The sequence below is a fragment of the Mycobacterium kyorinense genome (genome assembly GCF_001672775.1).
GTDB classification, from domain to species: domain Bacteria; phylum Actinomycetota; class Actinomycetes; order Mycobacteriales; family Mycobacteriaceae; genus Mycobacterium; species Mycobacterium kyorinense_A.
The window spans coordinates 15,435-29,031 of the sequence record NZ_LZKJ01000035.1 but is presented as its reverse complement, the minus strand read 5'-3'; the positions used below and the strand labels follow the sequence as shown (position 1 = coordinate 29,031).

Annotated in this window: 16 protein-coding genes and 1 pseudogene; 12 read left to right on the top strand and 5 right to left on the bottom strand. The window is 63.5% G+C overall.

Going from position 1 to position 13,597, the window contains the following annotated elements:
- Window positions 1-215, bottom strand: a pseudogene (locus tag A5707_RS02695) (MFS transporter); the annotation flags it as partial.
- 69 nt (window positions 216-284) lie between these two features.
- On the opposite strand from A5707_RS02695, the gene A5707_RS02690 reads away from it, so the two are divergent.
- The 3 genes from A5707_RS02690 (at window position 285) to A5707_RS02680 (ending at window position 3,225) form a co-directional block, all read left to right on the top strand.
- Window positions 285-773 (top strand): glutathione peroxidase, encoded by a 489-nt coding sequence (locus tag A5707_RS02690; protein ID WP_065012982.1) that lies wholly within the window; start codon window positions 285-287, stop codon window positions 771-773.
- Window positions 774-849: 76 nt separating this feature from the next.
- On the top strand, window positions 850-1,554 hold the full coding sequence (locus tag A5707_RS02685) for a DUF2334 domain-containing protein (RefSeq protein WP_065012981.1): 705 nt from the start codon (window positions 850-852) through the stop codon (window positions 1,552-1,554).
- Between the two features lie 27 nt (window positions 1,555-1,581).
- Window positions 1,582-3,225: an FAD-binding dehydrogenase gene (locus A5707_RS02680; protein ID WP_065012980.1), complete on the top strand. Its 1,644-nt coding sequence runs from the start codon at window positions 1,582-1,584 to the stop codon at window positions 3,223-3,225.
- An 86-nt stretch (window positions 3,226-3,311) separates the two neighbouring features.
- Here A5707_RS02680 and A5707_RS02675 read toward each other — a convergent pair whose 3' ends face one another.
- Window positions 3,312-3,950 carry an MBL fold metallo-hydrolase gene (locus A5707_RS02675; protein ID WP_065012979.1) on the bottom strand — a complete coding sequence of 213 codons (639 nt, stop codon included), beginning with the start codon at window positions 3,948-3,950 and terminating at the stop codon, window positions 3,312-3,314.
- Between the two features lie 32 nt (window positions 3,951-3,982).
- On the opposite strand from A5707_RS02675, the gene A5707_RS02670 reads away from it, so the two are divergent.
- From A5707_RS02670 to A5707_RS02640, 8 genes are all read left to right on the top strand, one after another.
- A complete protein-coding gene (locus tag A5707_RS02670; protein ID WP_232000601.1) occupies window positions 3,983-4,654 on the top strand; it encodes an ATPase in 672 nt (223 codons plus the stop codon).
- Between the two features lie 52 nt (window positions 4,655-4,706).
- A complete protein-coding gene (gene purS / locus A5707_RS02665) occupies window positions 4,707-4,946 on the top strand; it encodes a phosphoribosylformylglycinamidine synthase subunit PurS (RefSeq protein ID WP_065012978.1) in 240 nt (79 codons plus the stop codon).
- Window positions 4,943-5,617, top strand: a complete 675-nt coding sequence (purQ, locus tag A5707_RS02660) for a phosphoribosylformylglycinamidine synthase subunit PurQ (protein ID WP_065012977.1) — start codon at window positions 4,943-4,945, stop codon at window positions 5,615-5,617. Before purS ends, purQ begins: the two co-directional genes overlap by 4 nt.
- Window positions 5,618-5,757: 140 nt before the next feature.
- Window positions 5,758-6,042: a type VII secretion target gene (locus tag A5707_RS02655; protein ID WP_065012976.1), complete on the top strand. Its 285-nt coding sequence runs from the start codon at window positions 5,758-5,760 to the stop codon at window positions 6,040-6,042.
- Between the two features lie 3 nt (window positions 6,043-6,045).
- Window positions 6,046-7,428 carry a WXG100 family type VII secretion target gene (locus A5707_RS02650; protein WP_065012975.1) on the top strand — a complete coding sequence of 461 codons (1,383 nt, stop codon included), beginning with the start codon at window positions 6,046-6,048 and terminating at the stop codon, window positions 7,426-7,428.
- Between the two features lie 56 nt (window positions 7,429-7,484).
- Window positions 7,485-8,189, top strand: coding sequence for a hypothetical protein (locus A5707_RS02645; protein ID WP_156657493.1), 705 nt, complete (start codon window positions 7,485-7,487; stop codon window positions 8,187-8,189).
- A gap of 106 nt (window positions 8,190-8,295) precedes the next feature.
- Entirely contained in the window at window positions 8,296-8,787 is a 492-nt protein-coding gene (locus tag A5707_RS24305; RefSeq protein ID WP_232000600.1) for a hypothetical protein, read from the top strand.
- 48 nt (window positions 8,788-8,835) lie between these two features.
- Window positions 8,836-9,582, top strand: a complete 747-nt coding sequence (locus A5707_RS02640; RefSeq protein ID WP_232000599.1) for a hypothetical protein — start codon at window positions 8,836-8,838, stop codon at window positions 9,580-9,582.
- A 63-nt stretch (window positions 9,583-9,645) separates the two neighbouring features.
- Here A5707_RS02640 and A5707_RS02635 read toward each other — a convergent pair whose 3' ends face one another.
- On the bottom strand, window positions 9,646-10,968 hold the full coding sequence (locus tag A5707_RS02635; protein WP_065012973.1) for a glycosyltransferase: 1,323 nt from the start codon (window positions 10,966-10,968) through the stop codon (window positions 9,646-9,648).
- Between the two features lie 65 nt (window positions 10,969-11,033).
- Here A5707_RS02635 and A5707_RS02630 point away from each other — a divergent pair, with 65 nt between their 5' ends.
- Window positions 11,034-11,684 (top strand): TetR/AcrR family transcriptional regulator, encoded by a 651-nt coding sequence (locus A5707_RS02630; protein ID WP_197495226.1) that lies wholly within the window; start codon window positions 11,034-11,036, stop codon window positions 11,682-11,684.
- Between the two features lie 80 nt (window positions 11,685-11,764).
- Here the strand turns inward: A5707_RS02630 and A5707_RS02625 are convergent, their stop codons facing one another.
- Together A5707_RS02625 and A5707_RS02620 are read right to left on the bottom strand one after the other, a co-directional pair.
- Window positions 11,765-12,562, bottom strand: coding sequence for a family 1 encapsulin nanocompartment shell protein (locus tag A5707_RS02625; RefSeq protein ID WP_065012972.1), 798 nt, complete (start codon window positions 12,560-12,562; stop codon window positions 11,765-11,767).
- Window positions 12,562-13,578: a Dyp-type peroxidase gene (locus A5707_RS02620; protein WP_065012971.1), complete on the bottom strand. Its 1,017-nt coding sequence runs from the start codon at window positions 13,576-13,578 to the stop codon at window positions 12,562-12,564. Before A5707_RS02620 ends, A5707_RS02625 begins: the two co-directional genes overlap by 1 nt.
- Between the last annotated feature and the right edge of the window lie 19 nt (window positions 13,579-13,597).

Here is a 13,597-nt window from a genome sequence, read left to right as displayed (position 1 = left end):
AGCGCGAGCGTGTAGCCGGTCATCGTCCAAGCGACGACCGCCTGGGTGGACCCGAATTTGGTGATGAACGTGCGCTGGGCCACCCCGACGACTGTGGCGTCCATGATCGCCATCACCACGGCAACGGCGCACACACCGGCTATTCGCAGTAGGCCCAGGTCGAGCCGGTCCGGATAGCTGGACTCGTTGCTGGTCGACTGGCGGGAGCGCAGCACGGACCCCAGCGTAACGACAATTAGCTAGATGACCAACCTACTTTGCGGATGCTGACGTAGTCTCGCAGCATGACGCTGACCGAAATCCCGTTGACCACTCTGGACGATCGCCCCACGTCATTAGCCGAATACGCCGATCGCGCCGTGCTCGTCGTCAACGTCGCCTCGAAATGCGGCCTGACCCCGCAATACAGCGCACTTCAAAAACTGGCCCAGGGTTACGGTGAGCGCGGACTGACCGTGCTCGGGGTGCCCTGCAACCAGTTCATGGGCCAAGAACCCGGAACCGCCGACGAAATCCAAACCTTTTGCTCCACCAACTACGGTGTGACGTTTCCGTTGCTCGCCAAAACCGATGTCAACGGCCCTGGTCGGCATCCTTTGTATGCCGAACTGACCAAGACGCCCGATGCCGCCGGGGAGGCCGGCGATGTGCAGTGGAACTTCGAGAAGTTCCTCATCGCGCCCGGCGGCGCCGTGGTCAATCGGTTCCGGCCACGCACGGCCCCCGATGCGCCCGAAGTCGTCGCCGCCATCGAGGCTGTGCTGCCGGATTAGCTGGTCAGACGAGATCGACGCCCGTTAGCTGCGTGGACTTCACCGTCTGGACACCTGCGATCGGCACACTGATGGTGTGTCTGGAAAGCTGATCGTTTCGGTCTCCGGGATCGGCGATCGCACGTTGGCCGATGTCGAGGCATTCTGTGGGCAGATGGATTCCCGTGGCGTGCCGGTGTCGTTGCTGGTGGCCCCGCGCCTGAAGGGCGACTACCGGCTCGACCGCGATCCGCGCACCGTGGAATGGTTAGCCGGCCGGCGCGCAGGCGGCGACGCCATCGTGTTGCACGGCTACGACGAGGCAGCCACCAAGAAGCGCCGCGGCGAATTCGCGACGCTGCCCGCCCACGAGGCCAACCTGCGGCTGATGGCGGCCGACCGAGTGCTCGAGCACCTCGGACTGCGTACCCGGCTGTTCGCCGCGCCCGGGTGGGCGGTCTCGCAGGGAGCTATCACGGCGTTGCCGCGCAACGGCTTCCGGCTGCTCGCCGACCTGCACGGAATCACGGACCTGGTCCGGCACACCACCGAGCGGGCGCGGGTTCTCGGAATCGGCGAAGGTTTCCTGACCGAGCCGTGGTGGTGCCGGATGTTGGTGCTGTCGGCTGAACGCATCGCCCGGCGCGACGGCCTGGTGCGGCTTGCCGTCGATGGTCGCCAACTGCGCAAACCCGGGCCGTTACAGGCGATGTTGGATGCCACGGATCTGGCGTTGCTGCACGGCTGCGAACCGTCTGTGTATCGGTGGCGACCGGATCAGGTGGTGCTCGGCGCGGCCTGACCACCCGGGTCGCTACTCTGTAGCGCCATGGACGCTGACGTCATCATCGTCGGAGCGGGACTGGCTGGCCTGGTGGCCGCCTGCGAGGTGGCCGATCGCGGCATGCGGGTGTTGATCCTGGACCAGGAGAACAGCGCCAATCTTGGCGGGCAGGCATTCTGGTCGTTCGGTGGCCTGTTCTTCGTCGACAGCCCCGAACAACGCCGCCTGGGCGTGCGTGACAGCCATGAACTGGCGCTGCAGGACTGGCTCGGCACCGCCGCCTTCGACCGTCCCGAGGATTACTGGCCGCGGCAATGGGCGCATGCCTACGTCGATTTCGCGGCCGGGGAGAAGCGCAGCTGGCTGCGGGCCCGGGGCCTAAAGATCTTCCCGTTGGTGGGCTGGGCCGAGCGCGGCGGCTACGACGCGCGAGGGCACGGCAATTCAGTGCCACGCTTTCACATCACCTGGGGTACGGGGCCGGCGCTGGTTGAAATCTTCGCGCGGCGGTTACGGAACCGGTCATCGGTCCGTTTCGCGCACCGTCATCGGGTCGACGAGCTGATCGTCGAAAACGACGCCGTTACCGGTGTTCGCGGCAGCGTGCTGGAACCGTCCGCAGAACCACGCGGCGTGGCCTCGACACGAGAGGTGGTGGGGCAGTTCGAGTTCCGGGCGTCGGCGGTGATTGTCACCAGCGGTGGCATCGGCGGCAACCACGAAATGGTGCGGGCGAACTGGCCCAAGCGGATGGGTCGGGTGCCCGAGCAACTGCTTAGCGGAGTCCCGGCCCACGTCGACGGCCGGATGATCGGAATCACCGAGCAGGCCGGAGCCCGCGTCATCAACCGCGACCGGATGTGGCACTACACCGAAGGCATCACCAACTACGACTCCATCTGGCCGCGGCACGGCATCCGGATCATTCCCGGCCCGTCGTCGCTGTGGCTGGACGCCAAGGGCAAGCGGCTGCCGGCGCCGCTGTATCCGGGCTTCGACACGCTCGGCACGCTCGAGTACATTGCCCAATCCGGCTCCGACTACACCTGGTTCATCTTGAACGCCAAGATCATCGAGAAGGAGTTCGCACTCTCCGGCCAGGAGCAAAACCCTGATCTGACCGGTCGTAGCGTGCGCGAATTGCTGGCATCGCGGGCCCGGTCGGGGCCGCCGAGCCCCGTGCAGGCCTTTGTCGACCGCGGCGTGGATTTCGTCAGCGCGAACTCGTTGCGTGAGTTGGTGTCCGCCATGAACCAGCTGCCGGACGTGCTGCCGCTGGATTACTCGACCGTCGCTGACGAAGTCACCGCGCGTGACCGCGAGGTGGCCAACCGATTCAGCAAGGACAGTCAGATCACCGCGATACGTGCTGCCCGCACCTACCTGGGTGACCGGTTGGGCCGGGTGGTGGCCCCGCACCGGCTGGCCGACCCCAAAGCCGGGCCGATGATCGCGGTCAAGCTGCACATCCTTACCCGAAAAACGTTGGGAGGGTTGGAGACAGACCTCGACTCGCGGGTGATCAAATCCGACGGCACCCCGTTCGACGGGTTGTACGCGGCCGGCGAGGTAGCGGGCTTTGGTGGCGGGGGCGTACACGGCTACCGGGCGCTGGAGGGAACGTTTTTAGGCGGCTGCATCTTCTCGGGGCGCGCCGCGGGGCGCGGCGCCGCCGGCGACATCGCCTGAGTGGCCTGTGGCCCGCGAGTGTGAAGTTAGGTTCACTCTCGGCGGCGAACGTGAACCTAACTTCACGCTCGCCGGTGGCGGGGCGCCTAGAAGGTGACCGCGTTTTCTTCGGGCAGCACTTGAAAGTCGGTGTCGGTCATCTCGCTAAGCCGGCTGTAGTAGATGCCCCGGGCGTTGGGCGCGATGATGCCCTGGTGGATCGGCACCGCGCGGGCCGGTGCCACCGCCCGCAGATAGTCCACTGCCTCGGAAACTTTCATCCACGGCGCCGCGGCCGGCGTGGCCAGCACGTCCACCGGCTCGTCGGGGACGAACAGCGCATCGCCGGGGTGCATCAGGCGCGCGGGATGGTCGCCGTCGCCCACCAGATACGAGATGTTGTCGATGACGGGTATTTCCGGGTGGATGACCGCGTGCTGACCGCCGACGGCCCGGATGGTCAGTTCGCCGACAGACAGTTCGTCGCCGACTTGCACCACCGTGCACGGCTCGCCGAGTTGCGCGGCGGTTTGCGGATCGGCGTACAACGCGGCATCCGGATTGGCTTCGCACAGCGCGGGCAACCGGGTGTGGTCGACGTGATCGGGATGTTGGTGCGTGATCACGATGGCCGATAGGCCGGTGATTCCCTCAAAACCATGCGAGAAATTGCCCGGGTCGAATAACACAGTGGTATGGCCGAAGTCGGCAAGCAGGCAGGAATGGCCGAAATGCGTGAGTTCCATGCCTACGATTGTGCGCGCAGGGGGTATGTGCTGTGCGGGTGATCCTGGCGACGATGCTGCTCGCAGGCGGTCTGGTCGTGGGCTCGGGGCCGGCGGGAACCGCGCGCGCAGATTCCGAGACCTGTCCGCCGGTGTGCGACACCATCCCCGATACCGCCTGGATGCAAAGCCGCGCCGTACCGCTGAACACCGCCTACCGCTGGCCATCGCTTGCCGGTATCGCGGTGCCGCTGACGGGTACGACGCCACGTTTCCGCTTCGAGGAGTTGTGCGCCACCCCGCCGTTCCCGCAGGACACCCGGGACTCCACCGTCGCCAGTCGCGCGACCGTGCTCAACCCGCAGGGACAATGGCAGTTGCAGGCCCAGATTCTGCACTGGCGCGGTGACACCGCGCGTGGCGGCCAAAACGCATCGTCGGTGTTGCACATCGCTGCCGCTGCGCTGCGCGGCTGTCAATTGGGCTCACCGGCGCAGTCGCCATCGGTGACGGCTGAGGGGCCCAATCGGCTGGCCGCGGTGATCAGCGGCCCGGTGATCATGCGCACCTATCTGGTCGCTCATCCACAGAGCAGTTCGATCAGCGAGCTCACCCTGTGGGCATCGGCCCCGCCGCAGCTGCCGTGGCCGGTGATCTCCGACGATCAGGTTCTGGACGCGATGACCGCCCCGCTGTGCGCCGCCTATATCGGATCCTGTGGGTGAGGCGACATCGGTAGAGTTGGCGACGAGCAAACAACGCTAAGGAGGACCGCCGGTGGCCCGGGTGGTTGTGCATGTGATGCCCAAGGCCGAGATTCTCGACCCACAGGGTCAGGCGATTGTCGGCGCATTGGGGCGCCTCGGCCATGTCGGTGTATCAGATGTACGGCAGGGCAAGCGATTTGAGCTGGAAGTTGACGACACCATCGATGACTCGCAGCTCGCCGAGATCGCCGAATCGCTGTTGGCCAACACGGTGATCGAGGATTGGACCGTGAGTAGGGAAGCGCAGTGACCGCGCGCATCGGGATCATCACCTTCCCCGGGACGCTCGACGACGTCGACGCGGCCCGGGCGGCTCGCTTTGTCGGCGCCGAGGCGGTCAACCTGTGGCACGCCGACGCCGATCTCAAGAGCGTCGACGCGGTCGTGGTGCCGGGTGGGTTTTCCTACGGCGACTACCTGCGGGCCGGGGCGATCGCCCGGTTTGCGCCGGTGATGGGCGAAGTCGTCGCCGCTGCACGACGCGGTCTGCCGGTTCTCGGGATTTGCAACGGTTTTCAGGTGCTGTGCGAAACGGGATTGTTGCCCGGTGCGCTGACCCGTAACAGCGGATTGCATTTCGTCTGCCGCGACGTCTGGCTGCGGGTGGAGTCGACGAGGACGGCATGGACGTCGCGCTTCGAGCCTGAAGCTGATCTGCTGGTCCCGCTGAAGTCCGGCGAAGGTCGCTACGTAGCTTCGACGAATGTGCTCGACGAACTGGAAGGCGAAGGGCGCGTAGCGTTTCGCTACCACGACAACATCAATGGCTCGCTGCGCAATATCGCCGGAATCAGCTCGGCCGACGGCCGCGTGGTCGGGCTGATGCCACACCCCGAGCATGCCATCGAAGCGCTCACCGGCCCCTCCGACGACGGGCTGGGTCTTTTTTATTCGGCGCTGGATTCCGTTCTGACAGCGTAAGGGACCGCCTAGAAGACGGACTTCTTGTTCTGGTTTGGCTAATTCGTGCGTCGGCATGTGCCTCATGCGTGTTAGCTTCGAAAAATCGGAACTCGGGGCTTCCATGCGCACCGTTTTGGGGAAGGACAGGAGGCGAGCCGATGCGGGTAGACCCGGAGCTTTTGCGGGGGTTCGCACGTCAGGTTGACGCGGCGTCGGGCACGATTCGTACCGCCGACGTCGGGCATAAAGCGACCACCGCGGCTGACGGGCTTCCAGGTTCGACGACACAATGGGCATGCCGGCTTGTCGGCGAGAATATGGCCCAAGTGGCAGACAAAATTGCCAAGAACGTGTCTGACATGGGTGTGGCGGTGCGCGGTGCCGGGGACCGGTACGAAGTGGAGGACGACGCCCTCGCAGGCAAATTTGACGGGCTGTTCTAGCTCGTGCTGCCGTCGCGGCCGCGTCTGCAGAGCTGGAATCCCGATTCGCTGTCATCGACGGGCGCAGCGGTAGGAACGGCCGGGGAATCGATATATAACTCAGTGCGCAATCTCGACGACGAGTGCGATCGGCTACCCGAGGCCCGAACGTGGGAGGGCAAAGCACACGAGGCAGCGACGAGAATGTTTCGTCGGGCCACCGACCAAGCTTCACCGTTCAAAACGGCCGCCGAGTCCGTGCGCACGGCGTTGGAGCAGGGCAGCACATCAATTGGCGCAGCGCGCAAGGCACTGCTGAACAAGGCCGACGAGATTGACCAAGGCGAATTGCATGTCACCGACGAGTGGGTCGTGCTGATCAAGCCGGCACAGATGTCGGCCGAGAAAGCCGCCAGCCTGCAGAAGCAAGCCGAGGCAGAGCAGGCGGAGATCAATCGGCTCCTGCTTGCGGTGGGCAATGCCGATGACGAAGCCGCACGAAACGTGCAGTCTGCTGCTGAGGGCATCGGCTTCAAGCCGCCAAACACCGATGGGCTCGGCGGTCTTCTCGGCGCGGCGGAGCCGCCACCAGGCGATGAAGTACCGAATCCGCGGACCATGGCAGGGATTTGGCGGCAGGCGACGATTAGAGGCGAAGACATGGCGATTGCCGTCCGCGAGAGTAGTGAGACCACTGATAAAGATGGGAACCGCATCACGACGCTCACTACGCAGGATGGAAGTAAGCAAGTAATAACCGTTTTTAACCGGTGGCCGCCGCATGGAAATCCCTTGCCGGGTGATTGGGTTCAAGTTGAACATTTCGACAAATATGGAAAATTTATTTCTCAAACTCAGACGCAACGAAGTGAGAATGGCACCGAGACCACGAATATTATCTGGGCCGACAATACACAACTCATTGCCACCTGCACGCCGGATGGTAAATGCACAGCGGCGTTCACATTGCCAGACGGCCGTCACGGTGTGCTGCCGCCGAACAACCCATTATTCACGGGCAGGGTGCCCGATGTCCTCGGCGGCGGCGTCACGGCGCTAGAGGCGCACGTCGGACGCGGTGGGAAAATTCCGGTCTTAACTCCGGAATCTGTCGAAAACGTCGGTAAAGCCGCACGGTTTACGGGACCGGCTTTGGGTATTGCGACGACGATTTATAATATTGGCGCATCGGAAACCGAGCACGACGCGTGCGTTGCTGGTATTTCTGGGTTGTTCGAGGTCGCTGGCGGCTACGCCGGTGGTGAATTGGGTGCGGGTGCGGGAGGTCTCGGCGGCCCACTCGCGCCAATCACGGTACCGCTCGTGGCCGCCGGCGGTGGCTACCTCGGTGGGAAGGGTCTCGGCTGGGTCGGCCACAAGGTCGGAGAGGTATTTTGTCCACCGTGACCTTGCCTCGGCCCCCTCACTGGCCCGATACACCGGTCAAGGCTGTCCTCGGCTTGATGCTGTTCGGCGTCGGGGGGGCGTTCGGCGCGGTATGGGCGGGGGTCATGGGGTTTCGAAATGATTATTTGACAGCAGTTATCACGGGAGGGCTCGCCACGGTAGCTCTGACCATCACGCTGGCGTCCGCCTTGCCGTTGCTCGGGCGCGTGAGTGTACACGCAAAGTGCGATTCAACGGGGACGACCTTTCGCCCAGACGCAGCAATCGTCGGTTTATTCGCTCTTTCCTTCATGGTCGCCATACCGAGTGGACTTCTTTACATAATATTTGTGCCTCGCGGAAGTGTCGGCATCCCCATGAGCCGCGGCGCACAAGTCTTCTCACCATTCCTTATAGCGGTAATCGTACTCTCCGCGGTGGCAGGATTGATTGCATTGATCGTTCGCGGTGGCGCGGGTTACGTGCGCATGGCACCGAATGGATTTGAGATCGCCAATATCTTATTCACCTACCGTGGATCCTGGACAGATGTCGCCGAAGTTACTGACGAGGTCCCCGGCAACGACGCTCTTTTCCCTGTTGTTATCCGTGTGAGAAGCGGTCCACCTCGTATCATTCAAGGTGCCCAGATGTACACCCCTCGCGGTCGAGCACTCTATTGGATGGTGCGGCACTATTGGCTGCACCCAGAGAGTCGCGAGGAACTCACTGATGGGCGAGCAGTTGAGCGGTTGAGCCACGAAAATTTCGATGTGGAGTGATAGGTGATATTGCTGCACAGGCGCCGTAGCGGTGCCCAGAGGGTAACCTGACGTGGCGCGTACATCACGGTGGTGGTTAACCGGCTTGGTATCGCTAACGGTAGTCGTGATAGCACTTGCCGCGGCATTTCTCGTCGTGGGGCGAAAGGTAGACGGCCGTCCGCAAGCCGCCGTCGTGCCCGGGCTGCCGCAACAGTTGTTCTTGGCTTCTTCGATGGCGAAACAGCCTGTGCCAGGTTGGAAGACCAACTCCGATCAACTAGGACTCCCTCCGGGCTCAATCGCGAAGCCGCTGAGAAACGTCGGCGACCGAGGTTACTTTCTCGGCATCGCCGACGACGGCTGGTGGCTGGTCGGCATTGACGTCGCAAGCGGGCGCCGACTGTTCGCGCCGGTTCAGCTGGGCTCAGCCGAGAACGCTTCCGGCATTGATTGTTTCACCAATGGTCCGTCCATGGTTCTGTGCATCCGTGACGACTGGGACCCTGGCCTACCGGCGAGTGTCTGGGTGGTCAACACCAACAGTGGAGCCGTTATTTTCGATGGCACAACTGACCTGCGGATACCGCCAACCGAGAACCATCCTCAACTGCACTAGGCAGGCGAGTACGTTGTCGCGGCAGTAACCGGCCAAGGCGTCCACGGCGTGGGTGCACACGCGGAGTTGACATGGTTTATTCCCGGTGACGGCTCGTTGAGACAATCCGCCGACTGGGACCGTGATGTCGCGCCCGACACGCTCGCCGTCCAAGGCGGCGTGCACTGGGGCGACGTGGTGTTCAGCGTCGCGGATGGCAAAGTGGTGAAACCCTCACTGCCACAAGATGCCAAGCCTGGAAGGGCCGTCGTCTATCCCAACGGCTTCGGGTACGAATACACGAGCGGCACTGAAGGATCGGGTCGTGTGGCGTTGTTCGACAACTCCGGAAAAGAAATGAGCCGACCAGAGCTCACCGGCACCTTTCGAGTCGGCTCCGCCGATGTGCCGATGGTCGAAACCGAAATGGCGGATGTGGTGCTTACTCTCGATGGCAGACGGCTCCTGGAAATCCCCAAACCTCAGTTGATGCCCTATGCCCGCCTCATTGGAACAACGCTGTTCATCACAAGCGATGAGCGGCATCGTAGTTGGCGGCAATACGACTTGCGCACTGGCGCGAGCGGGAAAACATGCGATACCGAGAATCTCGGATTCGGCTACCTCGGCTCCGATGGCGCCGTGGCCGTCATCGCGGATGGATCATCGGCGAGGGCGATAGATTTAGCGACCTGTGACTCACTGTGGGCACTACCGCATGAGACACAAACGACCGCCATTGAAGTGTGGAAGGTCAACACCTCCCTGATCCAACGCACCAATGAAGAGCTTTTCTCCCTCGTTGCCCCGAGCTAGCACGTGGAAAAAATTAGGCAGCAAGGCAACTAATTAGTTCTGGCAATCGGCGTTACTGGACGATCAGTCGAGGACTGCCGAACTTGCCGAGTCCTCGGTCGTCAAGCGTGCTGAGTTGGCGGCTAACCGATCGACGATATCGGCCAGTCCGGCGAAGCCGGGAGCCGCAGCTATATCGGCCGCCACCCGCTGACTGGCCTGGCGGTATCCCGGTTGGTTCAGCACAGCGAGAATGTCGCGGCGTAGCGCACGTGGTGTCGGTCGTTCACTTCGGATCCGGCGACCGACGCCCGACCAGGCGACGCGCGCACCGACCTCGGGCTTGTCTTCCTTGCCGCCGGTGGCGACGATCGGCACGCCATAGCGCAAGGCGTACTGGACGCCGCCGTAGCCGCCGTTGGTCACGTAAACCGCAGTGCGCGGCAGTAATTCGTCGTAGGGCAGATACGTCGCTGCTCGAGCATTCGCCGGCAGCGGGGGCAGCGTGTCCAGCGGTCGACCGCCAGTCGCCAGCACGATCAGAACATTCTCGTCGGCAAGCGCCCGCAGCGTCGGCTCGATGAGCTGCTCATAGTCGGCGTTGGCGACCGTGCCCTGAGTGACGTGGATGACGGGCCTGGTTCCGTCGAGATCAGACCACCACTCTGGTAACGGAGCCTGCGAGCCGGTAGCCGAAAGCGGTCCGGCGAAGTACAGGCCAGACGGGGCATCGGACAACGGGTATTCGAACGACGGAACACCGAACTGCACGAGCGCATCTGCCCGGCGACCCCACCCCGCCATAGTGCACGGCATATCGTTGCCGTGCACTTCCCTGTGGAGGTCGTTGACTACTTGGTTGGCCCGCCGCACTACTCGACGATTCACAGCAGTCAGCGCGGCGTTGCGAGGGCGGTTCAATAACCGGGCCGGCGGCAGCCCCATACCGAATGGGGCGGTGTCGCGGCTCTCGATACACAACGGCACGACTCCGCACATGACGACAGGCGGACGTGCCGGACGCGGGTGCTCGAGCAGGAACGCAGCGCCGACGAAAACCGGCTCAGCGAGTACTGCGTCTGCAGGTTGCGCCGCAAGGGCAGCGACGATCGTCTCGTATTGCGCCTTGGCGGGGCGGGCAAAGACGTGTTCGATGTCGAAAGCGATCGCCTTGACACCCTTCAGCTTGGCGCGCTCGGGAAAGGTTTGCAGGTGGGTTCGGTGGTCTAAATCGGCTTCGGCGGGCAGCGGCACGAACGACGCGCCCGTGGCCGCGACCTTCTCGGCGAACAGAGAACCGGTGATGAACCGCACGTCGTCGCCACGCATGACGAAGTTTTCTGCCACCGCTAGCAACGGCGTCACATGACCGGGCGCAGGGACGCTGGCGATCAGGATGGATGACATTGCGCCTCCCGCGAACCGCAGTCTATTTTGGTCATGTAGTATTCATTACTGTGTCACCCAAGTCAATGACTCCCAAGGTACGAACGTATCGGTCCGAGCTGCGCCAGCGGCAAGCCGAGGCGACCCGGTCGCGAGTCGTGGCAACCGCAGCGGAGCTTTTCGCCACTGAGGGTTATGCACGAACCACCTTGGCCAAGATCGCCGCCGCGGCGGGTGTGTCTGCCGAAACGGTCCAGGGGCAAGGGCCCAAGGCCGCGCTGCTCATCGCCGCCATCGAATACGCCGCGTTCGGCGTGGCCGGCGAAGAAAACGTACTCAATCTGGACGTCGGCCGCAGACTCATGGCTATCGACGATCGCGAGGAGGCGCTGGACTTCGTCGCCACCACTCAGGCAGACGTTCACCAGCGGACCGCGCAATTAGCTCTTGCGCTCATCGGCGGTGCCGGCGCGGATCCCGAGTTGGACAAGTACCTCAACGACGTACTTGTCAGCGTCAACCTGCAGACCCAACGGGTGCTCGGGGTCTTTCGCGACCGTGGATGGCTTCGTACCGATGTTCCATTCGACGAGATCGTCGAGACGACCGCAGTGGTCTGCAGTGTGGACACCTACCTGCGGATCACGCACCGCGACGGCTGGAGCACCGACGCTTACCAGGCATGGTGCCGGCGCATGTTGGCCGAGACCGTTTTCGCTAGGCCGCAAGCGACGTGATGATTGCCGCGAGCGTGCGTGAATCCGGCGACACGCTCGGCGTGTCGCCCGGGGACACGCACGCTCGCGCGAAAAGCCGCTTAGGTTCCGAGGCAGACCGCGGCTTCGCCGGTGTAGCACAGGAACGTCATCGTCTCTTGCATGTACAACCGCACGGTGTCGGCGTCGTGGGATAGGTAGCCGATCGTGACGTCGGTGCCCAGCTGCAGATCGAAGTCACCACCGCGAGTGGTCAATACGAATGCGCCGTCGATGGCCGGTGCCCAGATGATCTCGCCGTCGATCAGCCGCCGCAGGTGTTCACGGATCGGATAGCCGTGCTCGGTGGTTTCGCTGACTTTGGTATAGGCCTCAGCCGACAGCAGCACCGAGTACGGGCCATCGACACCGGCCAGCCGCAAGCCGGAAAGCGCCTGGGTGATCACGTCGGGGAAGTCGCGCGCATCCTCGGGAAGCGTCAGCGCCGCGTTGGAGCTCGCGCTTCGGATACCTTCGATCGACGCGGCGGGATAGCCCTCGAAGATGGCCCGGTCTTCCACGAACGCCAGCTTCTTGGCCGCTACCTTGACCGGATCCCAGTCGGAGTCTTGAGACCCGCGCTCCACGTCATCGATCTCCGAGCGCGACAGTGTGAACGGAACCCGAAGCCGCACAAGGGGTCTGCTGTCGCGCAGGTGCGCCTCCACACCATCGGTGGGCGCGGCCACATCGGTTAGTCGACCAGTGCTAACCGCCGCCGCCACCGGTCCGCCCGGCTCGCTGACATCGACTACCCGCCGCCCGGCGATATGGCGTTTGAAAGTCCGGGTCGCCTCCATTTCGATTTCGCCCCAAGCCTCTTCGGTGATCGGCGCAAGGTCGCGGTAGAGGTTGTTCATCAGAATTTTCCTTTCAAACTGCCGATCGCCAATGAGCCGTCTCCGGGTGCTGCATTCGTTGCCGGCGCTGTCGGCGGTGAATCCGGCAGCGGCGGCGGATCGTCGAGGAAGTCAACGGTGGGGGAGAAGAACATTCCGCCGGTGATCGCGGTGGAGAAGTCCAGGATGCGGTCGGTGACCCCAGGCGGGTCGCCGAGAAACATGTTGCGCAGCATCTCTTCGGTGACGGCGGGGTCGCGTGAATAGCCGATGAAATACGTCCCGTATTCGCCCTTGCCGACCTCGCCGAATGGCATGTTGTGCCGCACGATCTTGAGCTCGTTGCCCTCGTCGTCTTCGATGACGTTGAGCGCGAGGTGCGAGTTGGCCGGTTTGTCGTCGTCGTCGAATTCGATGTCTTCGAGCTTGGTTCGCCCGAAAGCCCGTTCCTGCTCGGTAACCGACAACGCATTCCACCCCGCCATGTCGTGGACGTATTTCTGCACGTGCACATAGCACCCACCGGCAAACTCGGGGTCCTCGTCGCCAACCTGGGTAGAGCTGACGGCCACTGGCCCGTCCGGGTTTTCGGTGCCGTCGACGAACCCCATCAAATCGCGGTTGTCGAAGAACCGGAATCCGTGCACTTCGTCGACGACGGTGATCGCCCCGGCCATGGCATTGACCAGCCGGGTGGCCAGCTCGAAGCAGACATCCATTGTCTCGGCGCGGATGTGGAACAACACGTCGCCGGGGGTGGCCGGGGCGGCGTGCCGCGGTCCCTGCAGCGCGATGAACGGATGCAGGTCGACGGGCCGCGGCCCGGTGAACAACCGGTCCCAGGCGTCGGATCCGATCGAGGTGACCACCGACAGGCGTTTGTTCGGGTCCCGGAATCCGATAGCGCGAACCAGCCCGGAGACGTCGGCCAGCGCCTCGTGCACAGTCGCCTCGCCGCCGTTGTCGATAGTGACCACCAGAAAGATCGCGGCAGGTGTCAACGGCGCGAGAACCGGTTGTGGCTGCACATCGGTCACGGTTTCGACCCTAACGTGC